The organism is Bacillus sp. PPSBB_11 (assembly GCF_038023285.1).
Taxonomy (GTDB): Bacteria; Bacillota; Bacilli; order Bacillales; family Bacillaceae; genus Bacillus; species Bacillus altitudinis.
In genome coordinates, this window is record NZ_CP150633.1 from 2259696 (window position 1) to 2278818 (window position 19123).

The 19123-nt window shown below is 41.5% G+C and carries 20 protein-coding genes; 17 read left to right on the forward strand and 3 right to left on the reverse strand.

Going from position 1 to position 19123, the window contains the following annotated elements; genetic code table 11:
* The first annotated feature begins 65 nt into the window (after positions 1-65).
* From V7L95_RS10980 to V7L95_RS11010, 7 genes are all read left to right on the forward strand, one after another.
* A complete protein-coding gene (locus tag V7L95_RS10980; protein WP_017366856.1) occupies positions 66-614 on the forward strand; it encodes a VanZ family protein in 549 nt (182 codons plus the stop codon).
* Positions 611-1075, forward strand: coding sequence for a DUF6884 domain-containing protein (locus tag V7L95_RS10985; protein ID WP_025206957.1), 465 nt, complete (start codon positions 611-613; stop codon positions 1073-1075). The genes V7L95_RS10980 and V7L95_RS10985 overlap by 4 nt, the downstream gene beginning before the upstream one ends.
* Positions 1076-1225: 150 nt before the next feature.
* Complete coding sequence (locus tag V7L95_RS10990) at positions 1226-1855, forward strand: rhamnogalacturonan acetylesterase (RefSeq protein WP_017358823.1); 630 nt, start codon at positions 1226-1228, stop codon at positions 1853-1855.
* Positions 1856-2007: 152 nt separating this feature from the next.
* Entirely contained in the window at positions 2008-3048 is a 1041-nt protein-coding gene (locus V7L95_RS10995; RefSeq protein ID WP_340966335.1) for an NAD(P)/FAD-dependent oxidoreductase, read from the forward strand.
* Positions 3049-3123: 75 nt separating this feature from the next.
* Entirely contained in the window at positions 3124-4728 is a 1605-nt protein-coding gene (locus V7L95_RS11000) for an AraC family transcriptional regulator (protein ID WP_340966338.1), read from the forward strand.
* Positions 4729-4839: 111 nt separating this feature from the next.
* Positions 4840-5766 carry an ABC transporter substrate-binding protein gene (locus V7L95_RS11005; protein WP_024720274.1) on the forward strand — a complete coding sequence of 309 codons (927 nt, stop codon included), beginning with the start codon at positions 4840-4842 and terminating at the stop codon, positions 5764-5766.
* A gap of 12 nt (positions 5767-5778) precedes the next feature.
* The gene (locus V7L95_RS11010) at positions 5779-7494 is read left to right on the forward strand and encodes an ABC transporter ATP-binding protein (RefSeq protein WP_340966341.1); all 1716 of its coding nucleotides are present in this window, start codon (positions 5779-5781) and stop codon (positions 7492-7494) included.
* Between the two features lie 251 nt (positions 7495-7745).
* Here V7L95_RS11010 and V7L95_RS11015 read toward each other — a convergent pair whose 3' ends face one another.
* A complete protein-coding gene (locus V7L95_RS11015) occupies positions 7746-8072 on the reverse strand; it encodes a YnfA family protein (protein ID WP_035391293.1) in 327 nt (108 codons plus the stop codon).
* 354 nt (positions 8073-8426) lie between these two features.
* Between V7L95_RS11015 and V7L95_RS11020 the strand changes: the two genes are divergently transcribed.
* From V7L95_RS11020 to V7L95_RS11045, 6 genes are all read left to right on the forward strand, one after another.
* A complete protein-coding gene (locus V7L95_RS11020) occupies positions 8427-8993 on the forward strand; it encodes a sigma-70 family RNA polymerase sigma factor (RefSeq protein ID WP_008341682.1) in 567 nt (188 codons plus the stop codon).
* Entirely contained in the window at positions 8990-9748 is a 759-nt protein-coding gene (locus V7L95_RS11025) for an anti-sigma factor (RefSeq protein ID WP_008341680.1), read from the forward strand. The genes V7L95_RS11020 and V7L95_RS11025 overlap by 4 nt, the downstream gene beginning before the upstream one ends.
* 99 nt (positions 9749-9847) lie before the next feature.
* Positions 9848-10345 carry a hypothetical protein gene (locus tag V7L95_RS11030; RefSeq protein ID WP_079919257.1) on the forward strand — a complete coding sequence of 166 codons (498 nt, stop codon included), beginning with the start codon at positions 9848-9850 and terminating at the stop codon, positions 10343-10345.
* Positions 10346-10434: 89 nt separating this feature from the next.
* The gene (locus V7L95_RS11035) at positions 10435-11442 is read left to right on the forward strand and encodes a zinc-binding alcohol dehydrogenase family protein (protein ID WP_079919258.1); all 1008 of its coding nucleotides are present in this window, start codon (positions 10435-10437) and stop codon (positions 11440-11442) included.
* Positions 11443-11455: 13 nt separating this feature from the next.
* The gene (locus tag V7L95_RS11040) at positions 11456-11983 is read left to right on the forward strand and encodes a YfiT family bacillithiol transferase (RefSeq protein ID WP_079919259.1); all 528 of its coding nucleotides are present in this window, start codon (positions 11456-11458) and stop codon (positions 11981-11983) included.
* 12 nt (positions 11984-11995) lie between these two features.
* Positions 11996-12259, forward strand: a complete 264-nt coding sequence (locus tag V7L95_RS11045; protein WP_060780894.1) for a hypothetical protein — start codon at positions 11996-11998, stop codon at positions 12257-12259.
* Positions 12260-12297: 38 nt separating this feature from the next.
* Here the strand turns inward: V7L95_RS11045 and V7L95_RS11050 are convergent, their stop codons facing one another.
* On the reverse strand, positions 12298-12777 hold the full coding sequence (locus tag V7L95_RS11050) for a MarR family transcriptional regulator (protein ID WP_008341672.1): 480 nt from the start codon (positions 12775-12777) through the stop codon (positions 12298-12300).
* Positions 12778-12945: 168 nt separating this feature from the next.
* On the opposite strand from V7L95_RS11050, the gene mprF reads away from it, so the two are divergent.
* From mprF to V7L95_RS11065, 3 genes are all read left to right on the forward strand, one after another.
* The gene (gene mprF, locus V7L95_RS11055; RefSeq protein ID WP_282900550.1) at positions 12946-15516 is read left to right on the forward strand and encodes a bifunctional lysylphosphatidylglycerol flippase/synthetase MprF; all 2571 of its coding nucleotides are present in this window, start codon (positions 12946-12948) and stop codon (positions 15514-15516) included.
* A gap of 93 nt (positions 15517-15609) precedes the next feature.
* The gene (locus V7L95_RS11060; protein ID WP_008341670.1) at positions 15610-16158 is read left to right on the forward strand and encodes a thioredoxin family protein; all 549 of its coding nucleotides are present in this window, start codon (positions 15610-15612) and stop codon (positions 16156-16158) included.
* Between the two features lie 339 nt (positions 16159-16497).
* Positions 16498-16965, forward strand: coding sequence for a DUF393 domain-containing protein (locus V7L95_RS11065; protein WP_025206964.1), 468 nt, complete (start codon positions 16498-16500; stop codon positions 16963-16965).
* Between the two features lie 35 nt (positions 16966-17000).
* Here the strand turns inward: V7L95_RS11065 and V7L95_RS11070 are convergent, their stop codons facing one another.
* Positions 17001-18257, reverse strand: coding sequence for a transcriptional regulator (locus V7L95_RS11070; RefSeq protein WP_008341668.1), 1257 nt, complete (start codon positions 18255-18257; stop codon positions 17001-17003).
* A gap of 270 nt (positions 18258-18527) precedes the next feature.
* On the opposite strand from V7L95_RS11070, the gene V7L95_RS11075 reads away from it, so the two are divergent.
* Positions 18528-19115 carry a nitroreductase gene (locus V7L95_RS11075; RefSeq protein ID WP_024720283.1) on the forward strand — a complete coding sequence of 196 codons (588 nt, stop codon included), beginning with the start codon at positions 18528-18530 and terminating at the stop codon, positions 19113-19115.
* Positions 19116-19123 lie beyond the last annotated feature (8 nt).

Here is a 19123-nt window from a genome sequence, read left to right on the forward strand (position 1 = left end):
GCGGGCAGGCCTGAATAAGCTGTAAATATGGTCAAGCATTATGTGAGAAAGGGGCAGCTCTCCGTATGACATTCAGTGCGATGTTTTCCATGACTTATTTCCTCTTGCTCGTCCCGCTCTATTTACATATGAGATACAGACAGGCGAAAAAACAAAAACGATTTATCTATTTACGAACTGAAATCGTTCTTGCCTGTCTGTTTATGTATACAAATGTTTTATTATATTTGACGGTCTTTCCTAATCGTTTTTCCGCACCAAGGGATCAGGTGAGTGTCAACCTCATGCCTTTGCAGTCCATTTATCAAAATCTCCATGCGTATCATCATGGCTATCCCAATCTTGTTTTTTTAAATTTGGCAGGGAACATTTTGTTATTTGTGCCACTTGGTTTTTTTCTTTATCAAGTATTCCGAACCTTGCGCTGGCAAAAGGCGATTCTTGCTGGCTTTTTCTTGTCAACAATAATTGAAGTGCTTCAATGGATATTCTCACAATCTGGTATGATTACAAGAAGCAGCGATATAGATGATATTCTCTTAAATACACTTGGCACAGCGCTAGGTTGTATGTTGTATCGGATGTATCAACGAAGGAAGGAGAAAATCAAGTGAAGCGAGTTTGTATCATTCCATGTGGCGCCAAGAAAATATGGGACGTCCATCCAGAGGCAGGGAGCCAGCCGGCGAACCTCGTTTATTTAAGTCCGCTGCATCAGCGTACGAAAAGCTATGCCCGAACGTTCTTTTCAGACTACCTAATTATTTCAGCGAAGCATGGATTCTTAAAGGCAGATGATATTATTCATGAAAATTATGATGTGGCTTTTGGTACACCGCATACTGATCAGATAACAAGAGAAGCACTAAGTCAGCAATTTCATGAAAAACATCTCACTGCATATGATGAATTAGTGATACTAGGTGGAAAGAAATATCGAAAGGTGATCGATCCGTTATTACTTCCTCATCAGACAGCGATTTATCCGCTGGCTCCATATAAAGGAATTGGCTATATGCTTCAGGCGTTAAAGCAAGCCGTTGAGACAAAAGTAGAACTTCCGCCGCATATTTAACGTATTCACATCTACAGGTAAGCAGGTTTTTGATCATTAAAAAGAGAATGAATGAAGTAGCGATGCTGATTGTTTCATATCTTTTCAGCAGCCACTTGGATGTCCGCATCGCTTATTAGAGTGGCTAGATGAAAAAGGAGGCGTATGAACATGACAACCATCTATTTAGCTGGTGATTCAACCGTTTCATCTTACCCAGATCGTCCTGTTCAAGGAGGGTGGGGAGAGTTTTTACATCGCTACACAGCGCAGGGTGTGAGCGTCGACAACCGCGCAATCGGTGGAAGAAGCTCAAAAACATTCATTGAAGAAGGACGGCTTGATAAAATATTGGCTGACATTCAGCCTGGGGACTGGCTGTTTACACAAATGGGGCACAATGATGCTTCAACGGAGAAGCCGGAACGGCATACAGATCCTTTCACAACGTATAAAAGCTATTTGTCTCAATATATTCACGGAGCAAGAGCGAAAGGAGCTACACCGCTTTTATTAACGCCAGTCGGCCGCTTTCATGAAAAAGACGGAGAATATATCAATGATTTCCCTGACTACTGTGCCGCGATGAAAGAACTAGCCGATGAAGAAGAAGTTCTTCTCGTTGATTTAAATACAGTTAGTCTCCAGTTTTATCAAATTTCCGGCATAGAGAAAACGACTTCTTACTTTATGCTGTCAACAGGTATAGAGGATCGCACGCACTTTACAAAAGAAGGGGCAGATGCGATTGCAAGACTTGTTTCGCTGGAATTAAAGGACCTTGGATTAACGATTGTGTGATGGCTGACAGGACGAGAAAGCGCTCGTCCTGTTCTTTTTTTGCAGAAAGCTATTGATTCCCTTCACCAGAGTAGACTACAATAGATACATATGATAATGAGAATCAATATCAATGATAAATAGATCATTCAATGAAAAACGGAGGGACTCAAATGACAGATCAGCTTGAATTGTTTGACGTCACCATTATTGGTGGCGGTCCAGCAGGAATGTACACCGCCTTTTATAGTGGGATGCGGGATTTAAAGACGAAGGTACTGGAGTATAACGAAAGCCTTGGCGGAAAAATCCTCTTATATCCTGAAAAAGTCATATGGGATGTGGGTGGTTTGCCACCAACAAGAGGTGAACAGCTGATCCAGCAGCTAGAAACGCAGGCGAAAACATTTGAACCAGAGATTGCGTTGAATCAAAAAATCACGCAATTCGAGCGGGATGAGATTGGTCATATCCTGCTGACGGCTGAAAATGGCGATCGTCATTTGACAAAGACCCTCATCTTAGCGATGGGTCACGGAATTCCAGTTCAGCGAAAACTTGAAATCGAGCATGCAGACCGTTATGAAGTAACAAACCTTTATTACACTGTGCAGGAGCTAAAGACGTTTGCAGGAAAGCGGGTGGTCATCTCTGGAGGCGGAGATTCAGCTGTTGATTGGGCCAATGCCCTCGTTCCAATTGCTGAAAGTGTGACCGTTGTGCATCGTCGTGATATGTTTGGTGGACATGAAAAAAACGTCGCCAACATGAAAGCATCTAGTGCTCGCATTCTCACACCGCATGAACTCACAGAGCTTCATGGTCAAGGTGACAAAATTGAAGCCGTCACCATTCAGCACTTAGAAACAGGCGACATCGAACGAATCGAAACCGATGCTGTCATCGTCAACCATGGCATGAAAGGTGATTTAAGCGTTCTATCAGAATGGGGACTCAAGCAAGGTGAGTGGGGACTCATCGAGGTCAATGAAAAGATGGAAACCAATTTACCTGGCGTCTATGCAGTTGGCGACTTATGCACACATAAAAGTAAAGTGCGTTTAATTGCCGGTACGTTTGTTGATGGAGTCAATGCACTCAATAGCGCAAAGCTATACATCGAACCAGAAGCAGAAAAAGTAGCGTACGTGTCTTCACATAATGAACGCTTTAAAGAGAAAAACAAAGAATTACAAACGGCTGGAGCGCGATAATCACCATTCAGTCAGACATTGAAGTGCTAAAATGGTTTATTTTAGCACTTTTTTATATGGAAGGAGAAAGAGAAAATGACCGCCTATACTCATACAATTCTTCGCATGAAAGAAAGCAGTAAACGATCTCTTTCTGTGAAACAAACGGACTCATGGCAAACATCTTCACTGATGTTCTTGACTACGGACGGTGCGGTGAGACTTGACATGGAAGGAATTCGATATGAGCTAAATGCCAAAGACAGTGTGTTGATCCGCTCAGGAATAGATGTCATGGTTGAATCTTTATCCAGCGAGCAAGTAGTGATCTATACTGTCACATTTGACCAATTCACTCTGGCACATGATGCACAAAATGAATTGGTCTATAAGGTGAATCACGATCATCTCCCTGATAACGGGGAAGTGGTGAAAGGCTCTGCCGTCCTTTTTTCTTACATCAAACAAATACAGGCGAGCCAAATCATACAAGAACAGGCGAAATGGCTGGAAGAAATCATGTTCATTTTCCGCAAACAATCCAAGCCATACAACGAAAAAGTGCATTATTCGATTAACATGATCTTGCAGTATATGGCTGAGCATTATGATCAAAAACTAACAAGAAAAGACTTAGCTCATAAGATGGGGTTTCATGAGAGTTACTTTTCTACCTTTTTCAAACAAAGTATGGGGATGAGTGTGACAGAATACATTGCACAAATTCGAATAGACGAAGCCAAAAAACGTCTTCTGCAAACAGACGATCAAATTCAAATCATAGCACGGCAAGTCGGGTATGCAGACAGTTTATATTTCAGCAGGAAGTTCCGTCAAAAAACAGGAAGAACGCCCAGTCAGTTTCGAATGAACCGAAGACCAGAGCGGATTGCTGCTTTTCAATTTGTCGGGTCATTGGTTGCAATAGGCATTGAGCCTGTTTGTATTGACGAAGAAACCGATCTCCATTCAGATATACTCAAAGAACATCTAGCTAGTTCGCTCGTCATAAATGAACATACGCCTGATGACGTCTTTAAATCACTTCAATTAGATGTCATCATCGTCCCTAACTATTATTATTCAAAACCTGCATTGATCAAGCGATTGGAGCAAATCGCACCTGTTCTTGTTCTGCCATACGCCGGTCATCATGCTGTACAAGAAGTACTGTCTATAGGACGCCTTTTAGGAAGAGAAAACGAGGCAAACGAATGGGTGAAACGATTTGAACAGCTTAGTCAACAGGCAAGAAACAGCCTGTCTTCCTTTAGAGAAAAAGGCGAGACCGTTGCAATCTATGAAATGAGAGGACATGACAAAGTGTATATGTGGTCCTATGAGGCAAGAGGGGCCTTCTATCTTTACGAAACGCTTGGCTTAAAACCTCCAAAAGCCATTTTAGAAGAAGTTCTTCTTCCTAATCAACATACAGTCATTCCTTTAGAGAGACTTGGAGAATACGAGGCGGATCATATGTTTTTTATTGTCTCTGACCAATATGGGTGGTATAGGCAAATGGACAAGCGAATGGAAGAAAGTGATGTTCTTCGTCAATTATCGGCTGTGAAAAATGGTACCTTTTATCCAGTAAAACTGGAGGAGTTTCGATTTGATGAAGGAGAGCGTGCACTTCTTTTGATGGACCGGTTTGTCTCTCAATTGACACAGCCAGCCTATCCAACAATTGTCCATATGTAAGTTGCGAGAATCCTCCATAGACCACGACAGATGAGGTTGATAGAATACATGAGACTAGTAATTGATAACTATTCTCATTTGTAGTGGCGAAAATGAAGGAGGAATATGGAGATGAAAAAGACGTATTGGATATGTGCTGTCATTCTTCTAATGATATTGACGGCTTGTGGCAATAAAGAACAAGCCAAAACAGCAGAATCAAAGCAAGAAACGAAAACGGTTGAAACAGTGAAAGGAAAGATAGAGATTCCAGCTGAACCTAAACGAATTCTTGTAGATGGATATTTAGGGAGTGTGATTGCACTTGACGTTCAGCCTGTGGGATCGACCACGCAGGATTTAAAGAACGTACACTTAAAGGACAAGATAAAAGGAATAGAGGACATCAGTGACGAGCGTTCAGCTGAAAAAGCACTTAGCTTAAAGCCTGATCTGATTATCACAGCGGTACAGGATGAAAAAGTCTATGATGTGTACAAAAAAATAGCCCCTACCATCGTGTATCCTTACGGTTCTTTCAAAGATGCACATGAAGAATTAACGACGCTGGCAAAAATTTTAAATAAAGAAGAGGAAGGAAAAGCATTCCTCACCGCCTTCGATCAACGAATTGAGGCTGCTAGGAAAAAAGTGAAGTCAGCTTTAAAAGAGAATGAAACGGTCTCGATCATGGGTGCTTTTAAAAATGATGTCTATGTATATGGTAACGGAATTTATCGAGGCGGGCAGGCATTATATCAGCAATTACAGGTAAACCCGCCAAAACAGGTCAGAGATACGATTTTAAAAAGTAAGACAGGGTATGAAGTCATTTCGTATGAAACCCTTCCTGAATATGCAGGAGACTACATTTTCATCGATGAAAGCAACGGCGGAACATTTGATAAAAACAATTCTATTTGGAAGAGTCTAGAATCTGTCAAAAAAGAGCAGACCTATCAAATGGATACAGAGTTCTTCTGGCCTTACGATCCGATTGCAGTAGCCAATCAAGCGGAAGAGTTTGCTGACATATTGACAGAAATGTCTGATCGGTAGGAGGTCTGTCAATTGTTAAAGCGTTTCTTCTCATACTACAAACCATATATGGGGCTGTTTATATTAGATTTTTCCTGTGCAGTACTGGCAGCCTTACTCGAATTATCCTTTCCCCTTGCCATCAGTAAAGTGATGGACGATTTACTGCCAAACGGTGATTGGAATGCCATTTGGTTTTGGGGCATTCTGCTCCTCGTTTTATACGTGATCAGTTCTACGATGCATTATGTCGTCACCTATTTTGGGCACAAATTAGGCATTAATATAGAAACGGATATGAGGAATCAGCTATTTTCTCATGTACAAAGAATGTCCTTTCGCTTCTTTGACAAAAAGAAAACGGGAAAACTCGTGTCCCGTATGACAAATGATTTAATGGATATTGGAGAAATCGCGCATCATGGCCCGGAGGATTTATTTATCGCAATCATGACACTCACGGGTGCCTTTGGCTTGATGCTGTCGATTAATTGGCAGCTGGCAGTTCTCACATTTATTGTCGTTCCATTCTTGATCGGATTATCCGTCTACTTTACGAAAAAAATGTCTGCTGCTTTTGATAAAATGTTCTCGAGTATTGGTCAATTCCATTCACGTGTGGAAAACAATATTAGTGGCATACGTGTTGTGAAAGCATTCGGAAATGAATCACATGAAATGGACCGATTTATTGAACATAACGAGCAATTTAGAAAGACAAAGCTAACCACATATCAAATGATGGCTGTGCATACCGCTGTCAGTCATTTTCTTATTAAGAGTGTGACAGTGTTTGGCCTTGTATGCGGCGCATGGTTTGTGCTGCAAAAAAATATGACGTATGGAGAATTTGTATCATTTGTGCTATTAACAGGCATCTTCTTAGGACCCATTCAACAAATCAATGCAGTCATTGAAATGTATCCAAAAGGTGCAGCAGGCTTTAAACGATTTGCATCACTCATCGATCAATCACCTGATGAAAAGGATGCGAATGATGCCATTGAAGTTGATCAGTTAAAAGGGGATATCGTTTTTGAGCACGTGTCTTTTCAATATGAATCAGACAAACCGGTTCTTCATGACATCAATCTTGAGGTGAAACAAGGAGAGACCATTGCGGTCGTAGGTCCCTCTGGTGCTGGGAAATCGACGCTTTGCAGTTTGCTGCCACGCTTTTACGAATGGCAGGAGGGTACCATTACAATTGATAGCATAGAGACAAGAAAGATGACACTGTCTTCGCTGCGGAGACAAATTGGTGTCGTCCAGCAAGATATTTATTTATTCCATGGGACCATCCGAGAAAACATTTTATACGGAAAACTCGATGCATCTGATGAAGAAGTGTGGCAGGCAGTGGAGAAAGCCCAACTGAAGGATCTTGTAAATAGCTTGCCAAATGGGCTTGATACGATCATCGGTGAACGCGGAATGATGTTATCTGGCGGACAAAAACAGCGTATCTCCATTGCACGTATTTTCCTTAAAAATCCGCCAATTTTTATTTTAGATGAAGCCACATCTTCTCTGGATACGGAGACAGAATCCTTTATTCAGGGCTCACTTGAAGAACTATCTGAAGGACGAACCACGTTTATTATTGCGCATCGCCTAGCAACCATCCAGCATGCTGACCGGATTGTGGTTTTGACAAAAGAGGGCATAAAAGAGCAAGGCAGGCATGAAGACCTGCTGGAAATGGACGGGATGTACCGGCGTTTGTATGAAACACAATTTAGAATGTAAAAGAGGAAAAGCCGGCATATTGCCGGCTCAGCGTGTAGACAAACCCTCGCATTCGGTGTCAGTCCTGCGCTTCGGTGCTCACGAATGTCAAATTCGCTCCGCGCCGATGCTCGTCCTTCCTAGGGCTGCAAAGGTTTTCTATCACGCTGAAAAGAAGACAAAGGGCTAAAATAAAGTTCATTTTAGCCCTTTTTCAACAATCTGAAGCCGGCATATTGCCGGCTTTTTAGCGTGTAATCATCATCCGACCATTAACTGCGGGGGGCAAATAACATCACACTGACACCAGCTAAACAGATCAAAGCACCCAACCAGTCATAGAAATCAGGGGTTTTGCGATCGACCCACCAGCCCCAAAACACAGCGAGAACGACAAAAACACCGCCATAGGCCGCATAAACCCGCCCAAAGGTCGGGAACTGCTGGAATGTAGGGATGACGCCGTAAGCGACCAAGATGAGGCTACCTGCGATTCCGTAGCTGACGGGTTTTGCTTCACGCAGCCACAGCCAGACAAGATAACCGCCGCCTATTTCAGCCAGACCAGCTAATAAAAAAAGAACAATCGTTACAATCATTTTCGGACACTCCAGTTCTCCTGTTTCGTTCTATTATGACATGATGAAAGGATGCGTTCTACCTGATGTAAATTGAGAGCCTGACGAGAGTTTGCTAAAATCAACTGAACAGTGAATGAAACACATGCATTCTTGACTTTCCTTGAGGTGGGTGATCCAAATGGTCAATCCATCCGTTTAGTAAGTACATTCTCATGAGGAACACATTTCCTTTTTCAGCGCTCTTTTTTTCTCCTTGAAAAAAGAGTAAAGTACAAAGGAGGCTTATCTCAGCAATTTGAGTGATGAGCCATACGTGAAGATTTCATGATGAATGCATAATGCTCTTTCTCATGAAAAAGGAAGGAGATGACCATGGACACACTGAAGGATTTTGAGCTGTATCACAAGATCAAACATGATCGACACAAGCCCTCGCTTGAAATATTGTATGATCGCTATGAACGTGTGTTATATTCGTTTATTTATAAAATGACTGGAAACCGTGAGCTAGCGGAGGAAGTGCTTCAAGAAGTCTTTATCAAGCTCTGGCGCGGCATAGGAGAATACAATACAGATAAAGGGAAATTTTCCTCATGGTTATTTATGATGTCACGAAACACGGCAATTGATCTATTAAGGAAACACCGAAATGAAACAGCTCTTGAAGATGAGCATATTGAATACTTGGCAGATCATCAAGAAGATGTGTCAAAAGAAGTAGAATGGAACGAAGAAAAACAAATCATACGTGAAGCAGTATCAACATTGTCGAAAGAACAGCAAACCATCATCGAAGATGTCTATTTTAAAGGAATGACACAAAAGAGCATTGCGGAAAAACTTGGCATTCCTATTGGAACGGTGAAGGGAAGAGTTCGATTGTCATTGAAGCATTTACGAACGAAACTGTCTCGCGGAGGAAAGGAGGAAGAGGCATGACTCAGTGTAAACATCAAGTCATTGATTACTTTAACGGGCATTTACAAGGAGAAGAAAAGGCGCAGTTTGAAGAGCACATCAAACATTGCTCGGATTGCAAAGAAGAGCTTGAAGAACTGACATCGCTCATGTCTGATATTCCGTTTCTAGCAGAGGACGAAACGCCTCCCGCAGGGATGAAAGACCGCATTTTATCCAGGGTATTTGAAGAAGAGATACGAGAGACAACAATCGCTGCAACATCGAACCCGCCTCAAGATCTCAAAATAGTGCGTGATGCAAATGAGATGAAACCGCCAATGAAGAAAAAAAATCAATGGCTTTTGCCTCTCGTTGCCGCACTGCTTCTCATTTCTGCAGCTGGGAACGTGTATTTCTTAACAAATGGAACAGATCAAGCAGAAGAATCTATCAAAGTTGTTGCGACAAAATCACTGGCATCTGCCGAATCAGCAAAAACAACGGGTGCTTTTTCAGTGATTGAGCATCACGGCAAAAAAGAGCTTGTCGTGAGTGCCGACGGATTAAAAGATCAGCTTGATTCATCAGCTGTTTATCAAGTATGGCTCATTAAAGGAGATCAGCCTGTTCCGGCCGGTGCCTTTAAAACAGATAGCAAAGGGGAGGGCACCGTCACCTATGCGTTATCTGAAAAAGAAGCAAACGAATCATGGGATACGGTGGCTGTCACCCTTGAACCAAAAAAGGATAACAAGCTTCCGCAAGGTCCTGTCGTACTGAGTGCTGCATTTTAAGCTTGATTCATGAAGGATGCCTTTTTCAGGGCATCCTTTTTTGATAGGCAGAAGGAACCTTATGACAAATGAGACGTACTACATATAGAGGTGAGACACATGCAGCGATACATAGAAAAACAACTATTTCTCTTATCAGCTAGACACGTATTTACCGCATTTTATTTTTTGGTGATCCCATTCATTATAAAAGACCTTTTTGAATCAACTCCTTTATTGATGGTCATGATCGCTCTTTTTATCATTCATCATCTAGTGACAAGTATCGTATGGTTTTATAAATCGAGAAACATTCGAAAGGGCCAATCAGGTGACCTAACCAAACGGGGACATCTCGTTGTCCAGATCGTGCAGAGGCTCGAACAGCTCATGATGCTCGGTTTTGTGATGTTATTGATCAGTGGATCGATGCAGGGAGACATTGTGACGTTATCATTCACAATTTTTCTGTTCATCGTCGTTTTCTTGCAGCACATTCAGTTTTATTATGTTCAGTACTTTTTTAAATCGAGCGGCTGGTTCACCTATGTCCTCTCTTTACAAAAGGCTCGACCTTCTTACATCGTGAGGGAACGAAGGGCTTTGAAGAACTCCTAAATGTGCAATCGCTTGCTGACTGATCCATCAGCATCAGAAATGTATGATAAAATGTGGAAAAGAAGCATGGAGAAAGGGAGTGCGAGCGAGTGAAAGCAGTTGGATTATTTGAGTATTTGCCAATTGAGCATGAACAAAGCTTGATCGATCAGGAGGTGGCAAAGCCCAAAGCAGCTGGCAGGGATATTTTGGTGAAAGTAGAGGCTGTGTCGGTGAATCCAGTGGATACAAAGGTGAGGTCACCGAAGAATCAGAAAGAAGAAGAACTGAAAATTCTTGGCTACGATGCAAGCGGTACGGTGGTAGAAGTAGGTGAAGCGTGTACGTTGTTTCAGCCGGGTGACCACGTCTATTACGCAGGAGATATCACGCGACAAGGCTCAAATAGTGAATACCAGCTTGTGGATGAGAGAATTGTGGCGAAAAAGCCTGCAAATCTCTCTTTTGCCGAAGCAGCTGCCATGCCTCTTACAACAATTACGGCATATGAAGCGCTATTCGACCGAATGCATATGAAGCGGAATGCAGAAGGCTCGACCTTGCTGATCATCGGTGGAGCAGGCGGAGTGGGCTCTATCGCCATTCAACTCGCCAAATTAGCAAAGGCGACTGTGATCGCCACTGCATCAAGACCTGAAACAAATGAATGGTGTCTCTCATTAGGGGCTGATCATATCATTGACCATCACCAGCCGCTCTTAGCGCAGCTTCAGGAAAAAGGGATTGGCGAAGTGGATTACATTTTATGCTTAAATGATACAGATGGCCATTTCAAAGGGATGGCAGAAGCGATTAAACCTCAAGGGACGATCTGTACCATTGTTGAAAATCAGCACCATTTAGACGTTCAATTACTCAAAAATAAAAGTGCTGCATTTGTATGGGAATTCATGTTCACACGGCCGATGTACAAAACCTCGGATATGATGAAGCAGCATGAGCTTTTAAAAGAAGCGAGTACATTATTTGAAGAGAAGAAGTTAAAACATACATTAACAAAGGTGCTCAGCCCCATCAATGCCGCCAATTTGAAGCAGGCACATCAAACACTTGAGCAAGGGAAGATGATAGGTAAATTTGTTCTAGAAGGATTTTAAGGAGGGGCAGTAGATGACATCATTACAATATCCGATTGGCTTATATGAACCGGTGGACCAACAAACGAAAAAGCAGCTGGAGGCATGGATTGATGAGCTGGCACTCATTCCTCAAAAGTATGAAGAGGCAGTTGTCCCATTGACAGATGATCAGCTGGATACCCAATATCGGCCAGGAGGATGGACCGTTCGTCAGCTCATTCACCACGTAGCGGACAGCCATCTGAACGCCTACTTGCGATTTAAACTTGCGCTGACAGAAGAAACACCGCACATACGTCCATATGATCAGGAGGCATTTGCTTCACTTCCTGACAGCAAGGCGCCTATCAGCCTATCACTGCCGTTAATCAGCAGTCTGCATCGCCGGTGGGTCACATTACTTCGCGAGATGACAGAGGAAGATTTCAACGCTGCATATTACCATCCGGCCGATCAACAAACGGTGTCCTTATATGATGCAACAGGAATGTACGTCTGGCATTCACAGCATCATCTCGCCCATATCACGGAATTAATCAAAAGAAATCAGTGGAAGTAAAGGAGTCAACACATGTCTAGTAGAAGAATTGTCGGCGCTATGTTTATCTGCATGGCGGCATTGTTTTATATAGCAAAATTCGTTTTGTTTGAGATTCGTTATGGTGGAAATGTAGGCGCAGAAAGAACGATCGAGGAACTGGAAGATATACTCCCAGGCGGTACGTGGATCAGCATCATTTTTCTCATTATCGGTTTAGGTTATCTCTTGTGGGATGACAGGGAAGTCATTCGTCAGTATCTTTTGAACCCAGATAGACAAGGAAAAGAAGAATGAAAAAAGACGGACCTCAAGTGACCGTCTTTTTTCCTTTTTTAGCCACGTTCGGGACGAAGTGCTTTTTCTAAAATAGCTAGACCTTCATTAACTTTTTCTTTTTCCTCGTCATTGAGCCGTTGCAGGGAATTTTTAATTTTTTCATGCCCTTTTTGATAAATACTTCTGAAAATATTTTTCGCTTCCTCTGTCAATTCTACGACAATGATTCGACGGTCACGCTCAGAATGCTTTCGTTCCACAAAGTTCGATTGTTCTAACCGATCAAGCAGCCCTGTCATATTGGACAAAGAAGCCCCCATTTTTTCAGCAATTTCGGACACCTTAAGAGAGCCATGGTTATTGAGCAGCATGAGCACCTTCATTTGAGGCATACTCATATCCAGCTTCATCCATTCAGAAACATCTCCAAGTCCTGCAGCAGTGAGCACTTTCATATACAGCACCCATGTCTTTTTTTCCTCAGGAGATAGGATTTCCTCTTTTAGTACGGTGGTGTCATGAATATTATATTCCACGCTTGTTCACTTCCTTTAAGCGGCTCTTTTCTTTATATTACTGATTTTTACTTCTAATTGAAAGTATCATGAAGCTTTTGAATGTTAAACTGCATGAATTAAGTGGTATTTGTTGTATAATAATGGTCAGTTGAAATTAATGAAGCAACTTAGAAAGTTGGGAAAAACATGTGGAACAAAAAAACGGGTATGACGATCTTAAAAATGCTCTTTCCGATCGTGATCATCCTTGTCTTAATTTTTGTCGCCAAGCAGGAGCTGAGCGGCCTTTCCATTAAAAAGACGTTTTATATTATTGACAGCTTGAATCGAATGGACTTGTTTATTCTTGTCTTTCTTGGACTTGTCGCTGTTTTATCCATGTCCTTATATGATTTTATTTTAAGAAAAAGCCTTGATATGCCCATCAGCGGCTGGAAAACGATCCGAATTTCTTGGATCGCCAACTCCTTTAATAGTGTACTTGGATTCGGTGGTTTATCAGGAGCAGGGCTTAGAACGCTTCTATACAAGGAATACATAACCGATACGAAAAAACTGCTGAAAGGCATAGCCCTTTTAACATCCTCTGTTCTGCTAGGCTTATCTATTTTCAGTGATTTGATTTTAGTTAGGGTCCTGCCAGTTGAAAGTATTATTAGTCAGGAGCCGTGGTTATGGGCATTTGTCATTATTTTTGCTTGTATTGTGCCCATTTACATCATCATGGCGTCCATTCGAAAAAGCTCGATTGAGAGCGGTGAAAACGGACTGAAGCACCCGATCTATGCTTATATTGGTGCATCGTTTTTAGAGTGGCTGGCAGCTGGTCTTGTCATGTACATGGCTGTTGTCTCTATGGGGATGAACGTTGATGTCCGTATTGTATTAGGCGTCTTTGCGATTGCGTCAATCGGCGGTTTAATCAGTATGGTTCCGGGCGGATTTGGTTCGTTTGATCTGATCTTTTTACTCAGTATGCAATACATTGGGTTTGATAAAGAGATGGTGCTGACAGCGCTTGTTTTGTACCGCTTCGTTTACTCCATTTTCCCGTTTATTCTTGGACTTTGTCTAGCGGCATACGATTTAACTGGAACAACACTCAGGCGTCTTGAGGGCAATCCGAGAATGGCGCCTGCTATTGAAACAACAAACGTCTTAATTGTGTTGCACCGAGCGCTGCTCATCCGTTTATTGTACGGATCTTTGTCCATTTTAACGTTTGGAAGCGGTTTGCTCATTATGGCTTCCGTTGTGCTTCCTGTTGATCGTTTAGGTGTGATTACAACCATTCCACGCTTTTTGTTATCAGGATTTAATGGTCTTTCTTTAATGTTCGGGATCATTTTAATGATTTTGTCCATTGAAGTGTATAAAAGAACAAAACGGTCTTATCTATTGACAATGATTGCCCTAGCAGGCGGCTTTGTGTTTACTTTACTAAAAGGGTTTAACCTGAGTTTGATCTTTATATTGCCGGTCATCATGGTGGTATTTTTCTCGCTTCGAAATCAATTTGTGAAGCAGCAGGCCCCTTATTCTTTGAATCAGTTTGTGGCCGCCGCCGCCGGATATTTACTCGTGTTGTTTAACTATAATGTCATTGGGAACTTCATTTGGATGAAAATTGGCCATTTCCTAAGCAAGGACTATTTGGTTCATAATGAACGGCATATCACGATGACCAGTATGATTGCTTTAATTGGCGTCCCTCTTTTCTTTTTCATTAGCAAATTGATTTTTAATAAAAAAGCAGTTCCAATCGGCGAAGAAGCAGATGAAGAAAAATTAAAAACTTTTCTCGAAGAAAAGGGAGGAAATGCTCTTAGTCATCTAGGTTTTTTGGGAGACAAAAAGCTGTTTTTCTCAAGTGATGGAGAGGCGATGCTTCAGTTTGGCCGGATTGGCCGCTGCGTTATTGTGCTTGGAGATCCTTCTGGGCGTAAAGCCTCTTATCCGCTTGTACTGGAAGAATTTTTGGAGCAGACAGAAAAAGCAGGCTATCGTGTCGCTTTTTACCAAGTAGAGCGTGAAGGAATGGCGCTTTATCATGACCTAGGTTTTCACTTCTTTAAGCTTGGGGAAGAAGCCATGGTCGATTTAGAAACGTTCTCTTTGTCAGGAAAGAAAAAATCAAACTTACGGGCTGTCGCAAATAAATTTGAACGAGAAGGCTATACGTTTGAAATGCTGGAGCCGCCCTTTTCAGAGGAATTGATCTCAACCTTAAAACAAATCTCTGACAGCTGGCTGGGCAAGAAAAAAGAAAAAGGATTTTCATTAGGCTATTTCCATGAAGACTACATTCAAAAAGCACCGATTGCGATTTTAAAGGATGAACAAGGACAGATCATATCTTTTGTGTCCTTAATGCCGATGTATCAAAAAGGAGAGATATCCATCGACCTCATGCGTCATATGCATGATGCACCGAACGGGATGATGGATGCACTCTTTATCCACCTTTTTCAATGGGCGAAAGAAAAAGGCTACACATCCTTTAACATGGGAATGGCGCCATTATCGAATGTAGGCACGTTCCACCAGTCCTTTCTGACAGAACGTTTGGCGAGTGTCATCTTCAATAACGTCAGATATATGTATAGTTTCAGCGGCTTACGGTCGTTTAAACAGAAATATAAACCAGAATGGCGCGGAAAATATTTAGCGTATAAAAAGAATACATCACTGCCTGTCACAATGGTGCTCGTCACTAAGCTGATAGGAATGGACCCAAATCGAAAACGGCGTCCATAAGTCCAAAGAACCTTTACCTTTCACTAGGTGAAGGTTTTTTTAGACAAAAGAATAGCAAAAGTGGTAAAGTTGAAGGGTAAGGGGGATGTTCACATGACACTAAATGAATGGTTTACAAAGGGATTAGCTGAACGTACATATGTACACAACATGGAGAAAAACCGTGAAAACTTACTCACGGTGTACAACCAGTACGCAATTCATCAAAAGGAAAAAGAGCTGCTTCAAAAACTTCAAAAGAAAAAGCTCAGAGCGCTTGTGATCACGGCAGATTGGTGCGGTGATGCGATGGTCAATGTACCTATTTTCATGCGTATTGCAAATGAAGCACTGATTGATGCGCGCTATTTCATTCGGGACGAGCACCTAGACCTGATGGATCAGTATTTAACGAACGGGACCGCAAGATCGATTCCGATTATCGTCATCATTGATCAGGACGGGAAAGAAGTGGGGAAATGGGGACCTCGCTCAGCAGAAGCTCAGCGCTTTGTCGACGAGAAAAAGCCGGATAAAGATGCACCCGATTTTGAGGAAGCATTTAAAGTGTTTGCGAAAGAAGCCGCACATCACTATACGACAGATCGTTACTTATGGAAAGATATTGAGAAAGAAATAGTAGAAGTTTTGGCAAAAATATAAACCAAAAGACTACTTCGCCGCAATGGGAAGTAGTCTTTTTTTATCTTGTTTTTGCGTTTCACCTACAAAACACCGCATAAAGATGTAGAAAAACCGCAGAATTCTATCAAATACCGCAGAAAACCGCAAAGCATCACGATTTTCCCAACCACTTTTAGTTGAAAAACCTCATATATGCCATGAAATCAGCTATTTTGCCCTTATCTAAAGGCTCATATAACGCACGTCGGATGGCTTTTTCCCAATACAAGAGGCCCAGCAACTATAGTAATCTAGTTGTAATCTCCTTTGAACGAACTAAAAAAAAATAAATGAAGGAAAAGGGCTGGCGATCAATTTATGAAAAAAATCATCTATCTCGATCAAGAAAAAAAGAAGCTCGCTGAATCAAAGAAAAGAGAACAGCGTTCCATCAAATCACTCAGACTGCTTGTGTTTTATGACGGACAAAGTCCTTCATGTGCAAAAGCAATTGACCTGTTGAAATCACTCGATTGGAAAAACCGAATTCACTTTGAATCATTTAGAAACTCACAGCTGCTGAGACTGAATAAAATTAGTGAAGAGAAGGCAGAGAAACGAATCGTGTCTATTTACTTAGCGAAAAATCAAAAAAACTCAGGGATTTATACGTGGCTGAGAATGGCTTGTCATATCCCTGCATTATGGGGAACGGTCCCATTCATTGTACTCAGCATTTGGCTTGGCTTTGGGCAGCATGCTTACGATTATTTTGCGAGAAAACGGTACATTCATTCTGTCGAACAAGTCACCCGTCCCGATACAGATCAACAAAAGACCATCTAATCATAGAAAAAGCATGACCTTCGATCGGCAGAAGGTCATGCTTTTTTATAATACGGGATATATGATGCTAAGTGATCAAGCAGCTTCGTTGTGTAAGACATATATGCACGCTTATCAAGCTCAGAAGCCGCATAGGAAAGCAAGGTTCTAAGAGCAAACAAGTACTCGTTGTGGAGCTGATTGTGTTCAAAGTAAGGAATCGCTGCTTCTACTAAATAAGTTTTCAAATCATGAGGATTCTCTTCAATCATCAATTTATAGATTTTAATCATATATAAACAGTTTGGTTGAATACGAGGCTGTTTGAGCAGCTCGTGTATGTATGGAAGCGCCTTTTTGCGATCATATTCCGCATACAATGTCGCGATTTCATAAAGCGTTTCACAGTAACGATCTTCTATCTGTTCTTGATTAAAATAATTGAGTGAATCTAGTAAATAAGGCACAGCGGATGAGAAATCGCCTTGGCGTTTTAAGAGAACCCCGTAATAAAAATAAGCTGTCATCTTAATATAAGCATCAGGGTGAAGCGATGTGTGTAAAATCACTTCTTTTAAATATCTTTTAGCTGTTTGAAAGGCCTTTAATTCCAGTGAGATGACCCCATGAATGAGTGTACAATGAATGACCCGCTTGAAATTATTTTTTTGTCTATACAAATCCATTGCTTGATGTGTGGCCTCAAGCGCATCACCGAGATGCCCCATGGCTCCAAGTGCTTTTGCATAGTGATAATACAGGTCGCTCTGTTCAACAGAAGCGTAAGAAAAGCAGCTTTCAAGTCTTTTCAATCCTTCTTCGAGCTGACCGATTTTAATCTGGTGGATGCCATCTAGATATTCAAACGTTTCTTTTTCTGTGTCAATAAAGGTTTTTTCAAACTTCTTAAGCACGCGGTGCGTTTTTAAGGCAAGCTGCTGTTTTTCTGTTAATAAATAAAATTGAAATAAGGACAAATGATACTGAATCCCTAAATCTAGCGAAAAGAACTGTTCCTCGTGATGAATGATCATTTCTGCATTTTGCTCTGCTTGATCGAGCGCATAGAAATACATGTTCATCTGAAACTCATCGAGTAATGACAACAGATGACGCGCCTTTTGCGACAGCGTTTCTTGACTAATTCCAAGCCGTTCAAGCAAAAGATTGATCGTATCTTGATTGGCCTCTTTTGAGCCATTTTCAATTTTACTTAAATGAGAGACAGAACAAATTCCTTCTGCCAACTCCGATTGGGTCATATTTTGTTTATAACGATAGAGTTTGATGATTTGCCCAATATTGATTTTCATTCCATCCAGAAGCCTCCCTTCCAATCATGGGTTGAAAGCTTTTTGAAAAAATAGCCGCATGAGACAAAGTGGAAATACCTGAAATCATTTCATCATCTTGGCTTTTTTCTCAAAATTTGTTTAAAACGTAATATGATTGTAACATTACTTGAAAAAGGCAAACAACTTTTTAGCAGAGAGGTGAGGTCTTATTTGCAAACAGCACATGATCATGTTTATAATGTGAATGAGAATCAATTTCAATTAAGGTTGATTGAAAGGATGACATATATGCCAGAAACAAAACAACAAACAGAAGCGTTAACGGTTCGAGACGCTGTCAGATATAGACGATCGATTCGAAAATTCAAAGAAACGCCGGTGAGCATTGAACAGCTTCAGCCATTATTAGAGGATGCAGTCTATGCACCCAATCATAAAATCACGGAACCTTGGCGTTTTTTATATGCAGTGACGGATGAAGCAAAAGAGGTATTTGTTGAGCGGTTTATTGCTTTCTTTAAACGCAACAATCCAGACGCAAAAGAAGAAAAGATCAATCAGTACAGAGATTATTTTTCTAAAGTACCAGCACTTTTACTTGTTGTTCTAAAAGAAGACGAAAATCCAGTTGTGAGAAATGATGATTTTGCCGCTGTGAGTGCGCTCATTCAAAACTTCCAGCTGCTGGCTTGGGATCAAGGAATCGGTATGGTATGGAAGAGCGGCCGTATTTTATACGACAAAGGGTTTCAACAGGATATGGGATTAAAGGAAAACGAACGCTTTGCCGCAATTCTTCACATCGGTTATCCAGAAGAGGTACCTGAGGAAAAGTCACGTCAGAAGGCATCAAGCCTGCTAACTGAAATCAAATAAAAACAGAC